Genomic DNA, 15,666 nt, shown 5'->3' with positions numbered 1-15,666 from the left:
CCGGCTACAGCGAAAAACTGCGCTTGATGGTGAACGACCAGGCACCATCGATCGGGTTGGAGACATGCACCCGGCCTTCGCCATCCGCCACGCCGGTGGTATAGCGACGATAGACGCCGGCGCTGTTCCAGGCCCGTGCGTAGCTCAAACCGAATTCGGTGCCGCGCCAGGTGCGGCTCACGCCGAAACGCGCATCGGTCCAGCCGTAGTCGGCGAAGTTGCGCACGTGCTGGTGGCCCGCATGCACGCTGGCCTGCCAGTCCGATGCCAGCGGCAGCGTGGCGTCCAGGGCCAGATAGCCGGAGCCGCGCGAGTGCCGGCCCTGGCCGACACCCAGCGTGGCGCTGTTGTAGCCGAAGTAGTCGCGCGTCCAGGTGCTGGCGTAGGACAGCTCCAGCGTGCGCCAATGCCCGGCGACGATGGCCTCGCCGTAGTCGTAGCGCGTGCCGCTGGCGCTCATGCGTGCGCCGGGATAGGCATAGTGGTAGACGCCGGCACGCCAGCCCCAGTCGCCGCGGCTGACGGCGTAGCCGGCGTACACGTCCCACTCCACGTGCCCGCCTTCGATGAAGTACGGGCTCACCCCGGACGCCCAGGTGCCGGCATACCAGCCGCTGTCCGCGGCCACGTCCAGCCCACCCTGCAGCACCGGCCGGCCCCAGCTCTGCTCGAATCCGCGCGAGACGTAGTTCGAGGTCGCGGCCAGGTTGGCGCTGGCGGTGCCGGCCCAGACCGGTGCGGCGACGCCCAGCGCCAGCAGCAGCGCGGCGCTGCGCATGGCCCTCACGACACCACCTCCAGCCGCGTCCGGCCCGGCGCGGCCAGGCGGCCCGATGCAGGCGCGGCAAGCTTGAACAGCGCCACAGCGCGCTGCAGTTCCCCGGCCTGATCCTCCATCGCCCGCGCCGCCGCCGTGGCTTCCTCGACCAGCGCGGCGTTCTGCTGGGTCACCTCGTCCATCTGCACGATGGTTTTGCCCACCTGTTCGATGCCGGCGCTCTGTTCCTGCGAGGCGGCGGCGATCTCGCTCATGATGTCGGTGACCTGGCGCACGCTGGCCACCACCTCGCGCATGGTGTCGCCGGCGCCGTTGACCAGCGCCGTGCCATCGTCGATCTTGCCGACCGAGGCGTCGATCAGGCCCTTGATCTCGTGCGCCGCGGTCGCCGAGCGCTGGGCCAGCGCGCGCACCTCGCTCGCCACCACCGCGAAACCGCGGCCCTGCTCGCCGGCACGGGCGGCTTCAACCGCGGCATTGAGCGCCAGGATGTTGGTCTGGAAGGCGATGCCGTCGATCACGCCGATGATCTCGGCCATCTTCTTCGACGCGCCGGCAATACCGGACATGGTCTCCACCACCTGCTCGACCACCGCGCCGCCGCGCGAGGCCACGTCGGCGGTGTCCTGCGCCAGGCGATTGGCCTGATGCGCATGCGCGGCGTTCTGCTTCACCGTGGAGGTCAGCTCCTCCATCGACGCCGCGGTCTCTTCCAGGTTGGCCGCCTGCTGCTCGGTGCGGCGCGACAGGTCGTCGTTGCCGGCAGCGATCTCGCTGGCGGCGGTGTTGATCGCGGTGGTGGCGTGCTGGATGCGGCCGACGATGCCGGTCAACTGCTCCACGGTGGCATTGGCGTCGTCGCGCATCTGCGCGAACACGCCATGGAACTCGCCATGCATCCGCGCGGTGAGGTCGCCCTGGGCCACCGCGCGCAACAGCGCCGACAAGGCCGAGAGGTTGCCCTCGGTAAGCTCCATCAGCCGGTTCAGCCCGACCACCATGCCGCGGAAGTCGTACTGGAAGCGCTCGGCATCGCCGCGCCGGGAGAAATCGCCGGAGGCCGCGGCCTGCGCCAGTTCGGTGATGGCCTGGTTGATCGCCTGCAGGCTGCGCTTGGTGGTGCGCATCGCCTCGGTGATCGCCGCCTTCTCGCCCGGCAGCGCCTCCATGTCCACCTGCATGTTGCCGATCGCGTACTGCGACATCACCTCGACCAGGCGCCGCTGCACGTCCACGTGCGCGGCGACCAGCGCATTGGTACCGTGGACCATGCGCCCGTACTCGCCGGGGAAGCGCGCGGCGTCCATGCGGTAGCTCATCTCGCCGGCGTCGTGGCGCTGCGCCATCTCCGCCTGCGCCTGCATCACCGCCTGCAGCTGCGTCTGCATGCTGCCCATCGCGTCCAGCAACTGGCCCAGTTCGTCGTCGCGACGATGCCGGACCTGGCTGTCCAGGCGTCCGGCGGCGACAGCCGAGGACACCCGCACCGCCTCGGCCAGCGGATCCAGCACCTGCCGGCGCAGCAGCAGGTACAGCGCGCCGCTCAGCAACAGCGCCGAGAGCAGGCCGACCGCGGCAATCGTCCACAGCAGCGCGCGCGCCTTGGCCATCACCAGCGCGTACGGCACCGAGATGCCCAGCGCGAACGCCTGCGGCGCATCGCCGATCTTCAGCGGCACGAACACGTTCAACGCATCCTCGCCGTCGGCGCGGCGATGGTCGAACACCACCTGGCCCTTGGCCACGCGCGCCAGCATGTCCTTGGACCAGGCGTCGTTGCGGGTCTTGCCGACCTGCTGCGGATCGCGGCTGGCCATCACCATGCCCAACGGCGACAACAGGCTGGCATGGCCCTCGCCCATCGGCCGCAGCGCGGCGATGCGCTGCTGCAGGGTATCGAGAGTGAAGTCGACGGTGACCACGCCCAGGAAGCGGCCGTTCTCCAGGATCGGCGTGGCCAGCGTGGTCATCAGCGTGTCCTTGCCGGCCACCGGGTAGTAGTAGGGCTCGATCACCACCGGCTTGTGCGTGTTGCGCGCCAGCAGGTACCAGTCGCCGTCGCCGGGCTTCTCGTAGTCGCGCAGCGCCTCGCGCACCAGCTGGCCGTTCTGCCGCGACCACCAGGTCATGTAGCGGCCGGTGGCGTCGTGGCCCTCGGCACCGACGAAGCCCTTGTCGTTGCCGTCGAACGCGTCCGGCTCCCACATGGTGCTGATGCCCAGCCACTGCGGATGCGCATCGAGCTGGCTGCGCAGCACCGCGGTGGCGGTGGCACGCGACAGGCCGCCGGCGCCGTGCTGCACGCGGAAACTGTTGGCCAGCGCATCGCTGGCGTCGAAGGCCACGCCGATCTCGCGCGACACGCGTTGCGCTTCCAGTTGCGCCAGGTTCTCGATGCTGGTGCGCGAGGTCGACAGCAACGCATCGCTGCTGCGCCAGTAGATGATCATCGCGGTCAGGCCGAAGCAGGCCAGCGCGAGCAGGCCGGTACCCAGCATCAGGCGTTTGGCGACGCTGCCGCGACGGCGATGCGGCGACGGAGTGGACATGACAACTTCCTTGGCGGGGGGAGGGAATGCGGTCGCGGGGAACGCGCCGCGCGGCACAGCCCACCGCGGCGCACGGCGCGAGCGCGCGTGTCCGTTGCCGATGACCTGCTGCCCGGGACGCCTTCCCCACCGGCCGCGACGCGCCGCCGGAAATCGCTTCCCGGCGCTGCTGCGTGCGGCCCACCTTCTCGCTATCGTCCCGTCGTGCGCAAACTTGATGGTCGTCCCGCGCGAGCCGGATGAACGGACATGGCTTCGCCGTGAAAGTGGTCAATAGCGCGCTGTTTATTCCTGCGCGCGTGCGCCAGTGAACAGGTATGCACACTGATGCAGCACGCGTTGCCGGCTTCGGCAACGTACAGACGCTGCAACAGAGACGTAAGAGCGCATGGAGCAGCCATAGGCGCTCGCGCCTGCGTTGTGACCGGCGATGCATCCATCATCGTCGCGGGCTCATCGATGCTTGCGCGCGCCCAGCTCGCTGGGCGCAAACGGCGCGTGCGCAGCGCTTACGGCCGCCAGTTGGCGTTGTGCTCCCAGAACGCCACGCTGCGCCGGTAGGCGTCGCGATCCAGCGGCACGCCGGAGCCGCCCTCCTCCACGCCCAGCGCATTGCGCAGCATGGTGATCGGTGCCATTGGGATTTCCTGCGGCTCGGCGGTGTACAGGCAACCGACCACGCCCCAGTCGGCCTCGATCGGCGCGCCCTCGTGGGCGAGCTGTTCGCGGCTGTAGAGGATCGGCAGCAGGTAGGCGGCCACCGGCGGCTCGACGCCTTCGAACCAGCGCACCAGCACAGGGAGTTCCTCGCGGCTGCGCGCCTCATAGCCGGAACGCAGCAGGCGCCGGTTGGCGTCGGTGATCGGCACCGTCAGGCAGCGCGTCGAGGTCCAGTTGCGGTGCACGTGCAGCTTGCAGAACGGCGCATAGCCGTCGAGCACCTGCAGCGGCACATTGGCGTTGAGATGCTGCTCGAACTGCTCCGGCGTGCAGTCCTGGATCGCATTGCGACGTCCGTCGCGCGGGAACAGGCGGGTGCGGGCGAACGGCGTGAGGACGATGGACATGGCATGCATGGCGAATGAGGGCGGACAAGCGTAGCGCGCGGCAAGGTCGGTGCCCACCGCGGCCGGCGCATCCGCGTGGTCGCACGCCCATGTAGGAGCGGCTTCAGCCGCGATGAGCGTTATCGATAGCGCCTGTCGCGGCTGCAGCCGCTCCTACGGATACTGCACACCATGCCTGCGACTACGGATGCGCCAACGCGTAGTCGATCGCCGCGCGCACCGCCGCCACCTGCGCGGCGTTGCACTGCTCCGGCGTGGCGCTGGCGCTGTCCGGGTAGACCTCGGTGGTGGTGGTGTAGCGCGCATCGGTGATGCCTGCGCACAGGCCCAGCCGCTTCACCGGATAATTGATGACGCCCGGCGCCGCCAGCGGCGTGCCGATCAGTTCGCCGGCGGCGTCGGCCGGCGCGATATGGGTGACCTGTGCTACTGCGGCCAGCACCGCCTGCTGGAAGGCCGGCTGCGGATTCTCGCTGTCGCCGACCAGATAGAAGCCATCGGGGATGCCGCCCGGCGCATAGTCGACGCCGTCGCGCGCCGCCAGCGCCGGACGGAACTCGGACTCGTCGCTGTCGGTGGTCTCATGCAGATCGATATGCATGCGAATGTGCTCGCGCAACAGCGCGACCAGACGCAGCAGCGCCGCTGATTCCTGCGCCGGGCTGTCGGCGCGGAACGAACGGTTGGGATCGATCGCATCGGCGTTCCAGCGGTGGATGCGCTCGTACGCCCAGGGGCTCACGCACGGCGCCAGCAGCACATTGGCGCGGCCGGCGTAGTCCTCGGCATGCTGCTGCGCGAACTGCAGCGCACCATGCACGCCGCTGGTCTCGTAGCCGTGCACGCCACCGGTGACCAGCATGTACGGCAGCGCCTCGTTCCAATCGCGGCTGCGCAGCGCCAGCAACGGATAGCGCTCCTGCGCGTACGCCAGTTCGCCGTACTCGACCAGCTCCCACGGCCCACGCAAGCGCTCGATGGCCGCCACCACCTCATCCTGATAGCTGCGACGGCGCGGTTGCCCGGCCAGCCACGCCGCTTTCTCGGCGGCGCCCCAGGGCACGCCGGGGGTTCCGATCGGATAGAAGGCTGCGCTGGTCATGATGCGGCTCCGCGTCGACAGGTGAGGGCGGCGACTGTAGCAAAGCGCAAGGGCCGCGATGCGCCATGTGCCACGAACACCGCGCTAGCGGTACCTCGTTGCGGAAGCGGATGCCGATCCCGCTTTCGCGCGCTGTCGCCATGAATACGTATGTAGCGCGCGCATGTTGCGCCGCGATGCGCGCTTAGCATCCTCCCGCCGCACGCCAGCCCCGCGGCGAGGTCATGCCCCTGTCCTGCAGGCCCCCGCCTGCGCCCACGCAACGAGGAGATCGAACGATGCGCGTCCCATCCGCTGCAAATCGTCTGCTGCGCCTGCACCGCTGGCGCAGCCTGCTGGTCGGCCTGCTGCTGCTCCTGGCCACCGCCAGCGCCCAGGCCGACGTCATCCTGCATGCCTTCAACTGGCCCTACGCCACCGTGGAAGCGCGTGCCGCGCAGATCGCCGCCGCCGGCTACCGCAAGGTGCTGGTGGCGCCGGCCTACCGCTCGCAGGGAGACGCCTGGTGGGCGCGCTACCAGCCGCAGGACATGCGCCTGATCGACAACCCGCTCGGCGACACCGACGCCTTCGCCAGCATGGTGCAGGCGCTAAAGGCCGTGGGCGTGGAGACCTATGCCGACGTGGTGCTCAACCACATGGCCAACGAAGCGGCCACGCGCTCGGACCTGAACTACCCGGGCAGCGCGGTGCTGGGCCAGTACGCTGCCAATCCGCAGCGCTATGCCGCGCTGCGGTTGTTCGGCGACCTCTCGCAGAATTTCCTCAGCGCCAGCGATTTCGGCCCGGCGCAGTGCATCACCAACTACAACGACCCCTACCAGGTGCGCACCTATCGCATCTGCGGCGGCGGCAGCGATCCCGGCCTGCCGGATCTGGTCGGCAACGACTGGGTGGTGCAGCAGCAGCGCAACTACCTGCTGGCGCTGAAGGCGCTGGGCGTGACCGGCTTCCGCATCGACGCGGCCAAGCACATGACCTTCGACCATCTGAACAAGGTGCTCGATGCGCAGGTGCGCTCCGGGGTGATGGTGTTCGGCGAAGTGATCACCGGCGGCGGCAGCGGCAATTCCGACTACGACCAGTTCCTGGCGCCATACCTGCAGGCCACCCCGCACGCGGCCTACGACTTCCCGCTGTTCAACTCGGTGCGCAACGCCTTCGCCTACGGCGGCAGCATGGATCTGCTGGTCGATCCGGGCGCCTACGGCCAGGCGCTGCCGGGCGCGCGCGCAGTGACCTTCGCCATCACCCACGACATCCCCAATAACGCCGGCTTCCGCTACGCGATCATGGACCCGGTCGACGAAACCCTGGCCTACGCCTATCTGCTCGGCCGCGACGGTGGCGTGCCGATGGTGTACTCGGACAACAACGAGAGCGGCGACAACCGCTGGGTCAACGCCTACCAGCGCGACGACCTCAAGCGCATGGTCGGTTTCCACAACGCCGCGCAGGGCCGCGACATGCAGGTGCTGGCGCACGGCGACTGCTACCTGCTGTTCCGCCGCGGCGACCTGGGCATCGTCGGCATCAACAAGTGCGGCACCACCGTCACCGCCGCCGTGCCGATGAACGGCAGCGTGCTGCGCTGGAACGTCGACTACACCGATGCGCTGGGCTCGGGCAGCGTGGTGCGCATTTCCAGCGGCAACTACACCTTCAGCCTGCCGCCGCGGCAGGCGCGGATGTGGAAGCGCTGAGCGTCCGCATCCAAGCCGGCGCGCCCAGGTGGGCGCGTCGGCGTCGTGCCGACCGGGCCCACGTGGTCCCACGGCTTCGACGCGGCGCCGGCCGTCCCGTTCCGGCGCCCCGGTCTTTTCTTGCACATCCATCCGGATGAAGAGATATACTGATCGCACCGCCCGCTGCGTTGCGCCCATGACCGCCATCAGCTTCGAGTTCTATCCGCCCAAGACCGACGAACAGCGCGCGCAGCTCGACCGCACCGCCGCGCGGCTGAAGGCCTACGCGCCGGAGTACGTGTCCTGCACCTTCGGCGCTGGCGGCTCGACCCTCAGCTACACCTCCGAGACCGTGCGCCACCTCAAGCAGCATCACCGCTTCGAGGCCGCGCCGCACCTGTCCTGCGTGGGCGGCAGCCGCGAGGAGATCCGCGAACTGCTCAAGCTGTACCGTGCCATCGGCTGCCGGCGCCTGGTCGCGCTGCGTGGCGACCTGCCCTCCGGCATGGGCCACCCCGGCGACCTGCGCTATGCCGCCGACCTGATCGCCTTCATCCGCGCCGAGCACGGCGACGCCTTCCATCTGGAAGTGGGCGCCTATCCGGAGACGCACCCGCAGGCCCACGACGCGCTCAGCGACCTGCGCCACTTCAAGACCAAGGTCGACGCCGGCGCCGATGCCGCCATCACCCAGTATTTCTACAACGCCGACGCCTACTTCCACTTCGTCGACGCGGTGCGCAAGCTCGGCGTACAGATCCCGATCGTGCCGGGCATCATGCCGATCTCCAACTTCAGCCAGCTGCGGCGCTTCTCCGAGCAGTGCGGCGCGGAAATCCCGCGCTGGATCGGCAAACGCATGCAGGCCTACGGCGACGATGCCGAAGCCATCCGCGAGTTCGGCGCCGACGTGGTCGCCGCGCTGTGCCAGCGCCTGATCGACGGCGGCGCGCCGGCGCTGCATTTCTATACGCTCAACCTGGCCAAGCCGACCACCAGCGTCCTGGCACGGCTGCCCTCAGCCGTCGGCTGAGTGTCGCGGCCGCTGGCCGAGCGCTGGGATTGGGGATTCGGGATTAGAGATTGGTAACGGCGGCGCGCGGCCTCGCTTTGGCGAATCCCCAATCCCCAATCCCGGATCCCAGCGCTCGTAAGGCATTCGCTCCGCGGTCACGCCGGCTGCGGCTACCCTGCGCCGATGCGCGCCCTTCCGCCGATCCTGCTGCTGTTGTGCCTGTGCGTCTTCGCCGTGCCCGCGATGGCGCAGCGGGTGAACCGTTGCACCGGCCCCGACGGCACCACCGTGTTCAGCGATCGCCGCTGCGAGGACGTCGGCGCGATCGACCGCTTGCCGCCACCGGTGGCGCCCGGCAACGTCGGCAGCGATGCCCGCGGCCTGGCGCCGCCGCAGTGCGTGCGCCGGCTGAGCGTGCTGGTTCAGCAGATCCGCAGCGCCGTGGACGCCCGCGACGTCAATCGGCTATCGGCGCTGTACTGGTGGAATGGCGTTTCCGACGACGGCGCGCAACGCATCTTCGACCGGCTGGAGGCGATCGTGCGCCGCCCCCTGGTCGCGATCGTGCCGGTGTTGCCGGACAGCAGCGCGACCATCGATCCCGCAGCCGGCACATCGTCGACAGCCGCGTCCGCGACAACGGCCACGTCGGCAGCAGCGGATGCCGATGGTGGCGAGGCGCCATCGCGCCCGCATCCGACCGGCCTGCGCCTGCAGCAGACCCTCGCCGGCAGCATCACCCCCGCCTCCACCGTACTGGACCTGCGCCGGCAGTACGACTGCTTCTGGATCAGTTTTTGAGAAGCCGGGATTGGGGAATGGGGAATCGCAACCGCGGCTCCCTGCGCGCGCAGCGCGTCATCTGTAGGAGCGGCTTCAGCCGCGACGCGATGGAGCCGGGATTCGGGAATGGGGATTCGGGAATCGCGACAGCGGCCCCCTGTGCGCGCACCGCATCATCTGTAGGAGCGGCTTCAGCCGCGATCGGGCCTTCTCGAGGATGCCCGGTCGCGGCTGAAGACGCTCCTACGATTGGGCATGCAGCTTGGCGACACTCACGCCACATCGGCCGCCAGCGGCCACAGGCCGCGGATTGCGGCGATGCCCTGGCCGCCGTGGCGGCGCGCTTCGGCCACCTGGCTCGGCAGCAGGCCGCCGATCGGGTAGATCGGCAGGGCGACCTGCTCGCGCAGGCGTTCGAACGCCTCCCAGCCCAGCGGGGCGGCGCCGGGATGGCTGGCGGTGGCCGCCAGCGGCCCGACCACCGCGAAATCGCAACCGAGCTGCTGCGCCGCCTGCAATTCTTCGAGGCTGTGGCAGGACGCCGCCACGGGCTGTCCGGCCGGCAACGGACGCGCCTGCCACTGCGGCAACTGCTCCGCGCCCAGGTGCACGCCCACGTCCAGCTCCTGCGCCAGCGCCACGTCGCGGTTGACCAGCACCTGCGCGCCACGCGCCGTACACAGCGTCGCCGCGGCCCGCGCCAGCGGCAGCCACTGCTCGGCCGGCAGGCCACGCGCGCGCAACTGCACGCGGCGCACGCCAGCGTCCAGTGCGCGCTGCAGCGCCGCCAACCAGTGACCCGGCTCAGCCGGCTCCGGCGTCACCAGGTAGCAGGCGGGCTGGCGCAGCATCGCCACCACCGGCTGGTCGGCCGGCGGCATCGCGTAGCGGCCCAGCTTGTCGGCGCTCACCCAGGTCAGCGCCTGGCCCTCGCGGCCGCGCGGCGTGCCCTTCCATGCCGAGACCTGGCGCACTTCCAGGCGCAGGCGCTTGTCCGGGTAGCGCTGCGGCACTTCCATCAGCCACTCGCCGACCACCGCATCGATGCCCAGTTCCTCCTGCAGTTCGCGCACCAGCGCCTGCTCCGAGGTCTCGCCGGGCTCGCGCTTGCCGCCGGGGAATTCCCACAGGCCGGCCAGGTCGCGGCCCTCGGTACGGCGGGTCAGCAGGATACGGCCGCGCGCATCGGTGATGACGCCGGCGACGACATGAATGGATCTGAGCGGTTCGGACATGGCGCAAGCTTGCCGTTTCCGGCAGTACCAACGCAATCAACCGGGTTCACATCAGCGACGGTCGGCCACGTAAAGCGGCGCCGATGCAATCCGGAAAGCACGCGCTGCGCGTCGGCGTGCGCTGCTGGTCGGGCTGCCACGCCAAGGCAAGATCAGGCGCAGACTGGCCCGCTACGCTGCGGGCAGCCGCCGCTACCCTGCGCGACCGCCTGCATCGCGCCAGCGCCGCCCATCCAACGCGCACCGCTCAGGCATCCAGGCCGTGGCCGATCCGCCACAGCACGCCACCGGGGTCGTGCAGGGTGAAGTCGCGCATGCCCCAGGGACGGTCCTCGGGCTCGCCCAGGCGCGCGCCGTAGCGGCCAGCCAGGTCGGCCGCCTGCAGCCGCCGCCACCACGCATCGGCATCCTCCACCCACAGGTGCAGCACGAGGTTGTGCGCCAGGCCCGCGTGGTAGAAATCCTGCAGCAGGAACGCGCAACGGTCGCCATGGCGGAAACAGATTAGGCCGTCGCCGAGCGGCTCGGGCGCGAAGCCTATGTCCGCATAGAACTGCGCCGACAGCGCGAAATCCTGCGCCGGCACGAAGACCTTCAGTTCCCGGCTAGTAGAGGCATCCAAGGCGATTTCTCCAAGGTGTTCGAGCGATCCATGACCGAGCATGCCACGGCGCGACCGCCATGCTTGGCAAACGCGCCCAGCCCTCACAGAGGCTGCGTCAGATAGCGCTGCAGCGTCTCTCCCAATACCCGCACTGCGCGCGGCCGGGTCAGGCCCCTGGCAGGAAATTCCAGCACATAGCGCACCAGGGCGAAGCCCAGCATCTGCGAGGCGATCAACGCGGCGCGCGTTTCCGCTGCCGCGCCCGGCCCGAGGTAACGCCGTACCGCGGTACGCAGCTGCCTCTCGAAGATCTCCGTGATCCGCGCCTTCGCATCGGCGTGGCTCACCGCCGCGCGCAGCAAGGCCACCAACTGATAGCCCGACGGTGCGTCCTCCCAGACCGCAAAGAAATGCACCGCCAGGCGCTCGCCCACGTCCTCGGCAGGGAGGTCGCGCAGATCCGGCAGGCGCAGGTCGAACTCCACCGCGGCCAGGAACAACTGCTCCTTGCTGCCGTAGTAGCGGATCACCAGTGCGACGTTGGCCTGCGCCTGCGCGGCGATCTGGCGCACCGTGGTGCCGTCGTAGCCGTGCAACGCGAACAGCGCGCGTGCCGATTCGAGAATGCGGTCCTTGGTTGCCTGCGAACGGGTCACGGATGCGTCTCTGCAGGGCACAGGCGCGGCCCTTGTAAACAGAAGTTTACTCCACCCCGGAAACGGCGCAGGATGTAAACACACGCTTACCCAGGAAGATGCGATGAACGCAAACTGCGACACGCGATCGACGGAGGTCCTGATCGTCGGTGCCGGCCCCAGCGGACTGGCGCTGCGCCTGGCACTGGACCGGCTCGGGATCGCCTCGCTGCTGGTCGATCGGCACCCGGCCGGGCGGAACACCTCGCGCGCAGCGGTGATCCATGCGCGCACCCTGGAGGTGCTGGAACCGCTGGGCGTGGTGCCGCGCCTGCTCGCGGCGGGCGTGCGCACCACCCTCTTCCGCGTGCGCGACGGCGACAGGGTGCTGCTGCAGATCGGCTTCGACGACCTGCCCTCGGCGCACCGCTACGCGCTGATGTGCCCGCAGAGCGCGACCGAAGCGATCCTCGCCGACGCCCTGGAGCCGGACCCCGTCACGGTGTGGCGTCCGGCACGCCTGCTCTCGTTTGCGCAGACAGCAGACGGCATCAGCGCCGACCTGGAGCTGCCGCAGCAGCGCCGGCGGCAGGTGCATGCGCACTGGATCGTCGGTTGCGACGGGGCGCACAGCGCGGTGCGGCAGGGCGCCGGGATCGCGTTCGAGGGCGGTGACTACGCGGAAACGTTCGTTTTGGCCGATGTGCGCATGGCCTGGCCGCTGCCGCGCGACGAAGTCAGCCTGTTCTTCTCGCCGCAGGGCCTGATGGTGGTGGCGCCGTTGCCGGAACCCGACGGTACCGTGGGCGATCGCCACCGGATCGTGGCCACGGTGACGGACGCAATCGGGCCGCCGACGCTGGCGCAGGTGCAGGCCTTGCTCGATGCGCGCGGACCGCGCAGTAGGCGCGCGCGCGTCGACACACTGCTGTGGCGTTCGGACTTCCATCTGCAGCACCGGGTGGCCGCGCAGATGCGCCGGGGGCGGGTCCTGCTGTGCGGCGATGCGGCGCACGTGCACAGCCCCGCCGGTGGCCAGGGCATGAATACCGGCATCCAGGACGCGGTCGCCCTGGCGACAGCGCTGCGGCAGGCGCTACGCCAGCACGATAACCAGGGCCTGGACGACTGGGCGACCCGCCGCCGCCGCATCGCTCGCGGCGTGGTGCGCATGACCGACGCGATGACCCACGCGGCCACCGCCACCGCGCCGCTGGCACGCACGGTCCGCAACGGCCTGCTTGGGCTGGTCGATCATGCGCCGTTGCTGCAGCGCAGGCTGGCGGCGCGCCTGGCCGAACTGGGCAACTGAGCGGCGGATGGCCGCCGTCCCCCCCCCCCCCCCACCCCCCACATTTGCGGGAGCAACGAAGCCGCGTCTTCACCCCTGAAGGGGGCCGGCCCGCAGCGGCGGCGCGCATGCGCCACCGTGCGGCCAGGCCAGGCTCAGCTCAGCTGGCCGTGGCAGTGCTTGTACTTCTTGCCGCTGCCGCAGGGGCACGGATCGTTGCGGCCGACCTTCGGCGCTTCGCGGGTCACCTGCGCCACGGTCGGCGCTCCCGCTTCGCCGCGCTGCACCTGCTCGGCTTCCTCGTCGGCGCCGTAGCCGCCGGCGTCCTGGTGCTGGAACTGCGCCTGGCGCAGCTGCGCCTCCATCTGCTGGCGCTCCTGCGCCTCCAGTGCCGCCACTTCCTCCTCGCTGCGGATGCGCACCCGCGCCAGCAGGGTCACCACTTCACGCTTGGCGTGCTCCAGCATCTCCGAGAACAGCTCGAAGGCTTCCTTCTTGTATTCCTGCTTGGGCTGCTTCTGCGCGTAGCCGCGCAGGTGGATGCCCTGGCGCAGGTAGTCCATGCGCGCCAGGTGCTCCTTCCAGCTCTGGTCGAGCACGGTCAGCATCACGTGCTTCTCCAGCGCGCGCATGGTCTCGCTGCCGATCGCCGATTCCTTCTCGCGGAAATGGCGGTCGACTTCCTCGCGCACCTTCTCGACGATGCCGTCCGCGTCCAGTTCCTCGTGGCGCTTGACCAGGTCGGTGATCGACAGCGACAGGCCGAGTTCGCTGGCCAGCGTGGCTTCCAGGCCCGGCAGGTCCCACTGGTCGTCCACCGAGTTCGGCGGCACGAAGCGCGAGACGATGTCGTAGATCACGTCGTCGCGGATGCCGTCGACGTTCTCCTTCACCGACTCGGCGTCCAGCAACTCGTCGCGCTGGGCGTAGATCACCTTGCGCTGGTCGTTGTTGACGTCGTCGAAGTCGAGCAGGTTCTTGCGGATGTCGAAGTTGTGCGCCTCGACCTTGCGCTGCGCCTTCTCGATCTGCCGGCTGACCAGCTTGTCCTCGATGACGTCGTCTTCCTTCATGCCCATCATGCGCATCGCCTTCTGCACCCAGTCCGAGGCGAAGATGCGCATCAGATTGTCTTCCAGCGACAAGTAGAACCGCGAGGAACCGGGATCGCCCTGACGGCCGGAACGGCCGCGCAGCTGGTTGTCGATACGCCGCGATTCGTGGCGCTCGGTGCCGATGATGTGCAGGCCGCCTGCGGCCTTGACCGCGTCGTGACGCTCCTGCCAGGCCGCCTTCAGGCGCGCGCGCGTGGCCTCGTCCGGCTCCTCGCCCAGCGCGTGCAGTTCGGCTTCCAGCGAGCCGCCGAGCACGATGTCGGTACCGCGGCCGGCCATGTTGGTGGCGATGGTCACCGCACCCGGCTGGCCGGCGTTGGCGACGATCTGCGCTTCGCGCTCGTGCTGCTTGGCGTTGAGCACTTCGTGCTTCACGCCCGCCTTGCGCAGGTGCTCGGACAGCATCTCCGAGGTCTCGATCGAGGTGGTGCCGACCAGCACCGGCTGGCCGCGCTTGGCGCAGTCCTCGATGTCGGCCAGCACGGCGTTGAACTTGCCCTGGCGGTTGAGGAACACCTGGTCCGGCCAGTCCTTGCGGATGGTCGGGCGGTTGGTCGGGATCACCACCACTTCCAGGCCGTAGATGCTCTGGAATTCGTAGGCTTCGGTATCGGCCGTACCGGTCATGCCGGACAGCTTCTTGTACATGCGGAACAGGTTCTGGAAGGTGATGCTGGCCAGCGTCTGGTTCTCGCGCTGCACCGGCACGCCTTCCTTCGCCTCCACCGCCTGGTGCAGGCCGTCGGACCAGCGCCGGCCCGGCAGGGTGCGGCCGGTGAACTCGTCGACGATGACCACCTCGCCGTCGCGCACGATGTAGTCCACGTCGCGCTGGTAGATCGCGTGCGCGCGCAGCGCCGCGTTGAGGTGGTGGACCACGCTCAGGTTCTGCGCGCCGTACAGGCGATCTTCCTCGTCGGTGAGGATGCCGGCGGCGCGCAGCAGTTCTTCGGCGTGCTCCATGCCCGCCTCGGACAGGTGCACCTGCTTGCCCTTCTCGTCGACCCAGAAGTCGCCCTCGCCCTCTTCCGACTCCTGCTTGATCAGCTGCGGCACGATGCGGTTGACGCGGATGTACAGCTCCGGCGACTCGTCGGCCGGGCCTGAGATGATCAGCGGCGTACGCGCTTCGTCGATCAGGATCGAGTCGACCTCGTCGACGATGGCGTAGTTGAGCCCGCGCTGGAAGCGGTCGGCCTTGGACAGCGCCATGTTGTCGCGCAGGTAGTCGAAGCCGAATTCGTTGTTGGTGCCGTAGATGATGTCGGCGGCATAGGCGGCATGCTTGTCGCTGTGCGGCATGCCCGGGTACACCACGCCCACGCTCAGGCCCAGCCAGTTGTAGAGCTTGCCCATCTGCGCGGCGTCGCGGCGCGCCAGGTAGTCGTTGACGGTGACCACGTGCACGCCCTTGTCTTCCAGCGCGTTGAGGTACACCGGCAGCGTCGCGACCAGGGTCTTGCCCTCGCCGGTGCGCATTTCCGCGATCTTGCCCAGATGCAGGACCATGCCGCCGATCAACTGCACGTCGTAGTGGCGCATGCCCAGCACGCGGCGGCTGGCCTCGCGACACACCGCGAACGCTTCCGGCAGCACCTTGTCCAGGGTCTCGCCGCCGGCGATGCGCCCGCGCAGTTCCGGGGTCTTGGCCTGCAGCTGCTCGTCGGAGAGCTGCTCCATCTCCGGCTCCAGCGCATTGATCTTGGCGACGATACGGTGGAGCTGGCGCAGTTGGCGCTCGTTGCGGCTACCGAAAACGCGAGTAAGCAGACTGTTGATCATTGAAGGAACCGGTTGGAAAGGAACG

The 15,666-nt window shown here is 69.3% G+C and carries 12 protein-coding genes; 4 read left to right on the top strand and 8 right to left on the bottom strand.

The genetic code is table 11. From position 1 onward, the window contains the following. Window positions 1-4: 4 nt before the first annotated feature. From RAB71_RS04275 to RAB71_RS04260, 4 genes are all read right to left on the bottom strand, one after another. Window positions 5-778, bottom strand: coding sequence for a TorF family putative porin (locus RAB71_RS04275; RefSeq protein WP_010342167.1), 774 nt, complete (start codon window positions 776-778; stop codon window positions 5-7). Between the two features lie 5 nt (window positions 779-783). Beyond that, the gene (locus tag RAB71_RS04270) at window positions 784-3,327 is read right to left on the bottom strand and encodes a methyl-accepting chemotaxis protein (RefSeq protein ID WP_010342165.1); all 2,544 of its coding nucleotides are present in this window, start codon (window positions 3,325-3,327) and stop codon (window positions 784-786) included. Between the two features lie 509 nt (window positions 3,328-3,836). After that, entirely contained in the window at window positions 3,837-4,394 is a 558-nt protein-coding gene (locus RAB71_RS04265) for a DUF3228 family protein (protein WP_010342164.1), read from the bottom strand. 181 nt (window positions 4,395-4,575) lie between these two features. Further along, a complete protein-coding gene (locus tag RAB71_RS04260) occupies window positions 4,576-5,496 on the bottom strand; it encodes a M14 family metallocarboxypeptidase (protein ID WP_010342163.1) in 921 nt (306 codons plus the stop codon). A gap of 332 nt (window positions 5,497-5,828) precedes the next feature. Between RAB71_RS04260 and RAB71_RS04255 the strand changes: the two genes are divergently transcribed. From RAB71_RS04255 to RAB71_RS04245, 3 genes are all read left to right on the top strand, one after another. Further along, entirely contained in the window at window positions 5,829-7,199 is a 1,371-nt protein-coding gene (locus tag RAB71_RS04255) for an alpha-amylase family protein (RefSeq protein ID WP_029561981.1), read from the top strand. 178 nt (window positions 7,200-7,377) lie between these two features. Continuing rightward, complete coding sequence (gene metF, locus RAB71_RS04250; protein WP_010342161.1) at window positions 7,378-8,214, top strand: methylenetetrahydrofolate reductase [NAD(P)H]; 837 nt, start codon at window positions 7,378-7,380, stop codon at window positions 8,212-8,214. A 165-nt stretch (window positions 8,215-8,379) separates the two neighbouring features. Next, window positions 8,380-8,997, top strand: a complete 618-nt coding sequence (locus RAB71_RS04245; RefSeq protein WP_010342160.1) for a DUF4124 domain-containing protein — start codon at window positions 8,380-8,382, stop codon at window positions 8,995-8,997. Between the two features lie 254 nt (window positions 8,998-9,251). On the opposite strand, the gene RAB71_RS04240 is transcribed toward RAB71_RS04245, so the two are convergent. From RAB71_RS04240 to RAB71_RS04230, 3 genes are all read right to left on the bottom strand, one after another. Continuing rightward, on the bottom strand, window positions 9,252-10,214 hold the full coding sequence (locus tag RAB71_RS04240) for a Nudix family hydrolase (RefSeq protein ID WP_010342159.1): 963 nt from the start codon (window positions 10,212-10,214) through the stop codon (window positions 9,252-9,254). A 247-nt stretch (window positions 10,215-10,461) separates the two neighbouring features. After that, window positions 10,462-10,836: a VOC family protein gene (locus tag RAB71_RS04235; RefSeq protein WP_010342158.1), complete on the bottom strand. Its 375-nt coding sequence runs from the start codon at window positions 10,834-10,836 to the stop codon at window positions 10,462-10,464. A gap of 83 nt (window positions 10,837-10,919) precedes the next feature. Next, the gene (locus RAB71_RS04230) at window positions 10,920-11,474 is read right to left on the bottom strand and encodes a TetR family transcriptional regulator (protein ID WP_010342157.1); all 555 of its coding nucleotides are present in this window, start codon (window positions 11,472-11,474) and stop codon (window positions 10,920-10,922) included. Between the two features lie 103 nt (window positions 11,475-11,577). Here RAB71_RS04230 and RAB71_RS04225 point away from each other — a divergent pair, with 103 nt between their 5' ends. Further along, window positions 11,578-12,765, top strand: a complete 1,188-nt coding sequence (locus RAB71_RS04225; protein ID WP_010342155.1) for an FAD-dependent monooxygenase — start codon at window positions 11,578-11,580, stop codon at window positions 12,763-12,765. 134 nt (window positions 12,766-12,899) lie between these two features. On the opposite strand, the gene secA is transcribed toward RAB71_RS04225, so the two are convergent. Then, window positions 12,900-15,641 (bottom strand): preprotein translocase subunit SecA, encoded by a 2,742-nt coding sequence (secA, locus tag RAB71_RS04220; RefSeq protein WP_010340116.1) that lies wholly within the window; start codon window positions 15,639-15,641, stop codon window positions 12,900-12,902. Window positions 15,642-15,666 lie beyond the last annotated feature (25 nt).

This window comes from Xanthomonas sacchari, from assembly GCF_040529065.1.
Taxonomy (GTDB): domain Bacteria; phylum Pseudomonadota; class Gammaproteobacteria; order Xanthomonadales; family Xanthomonadaceae; genus Xanthomonas_A; species Xanthomonas_A sacchari.
This window is presented reverse-complemented; position numbering and strand designations above follow the sequence as displayed.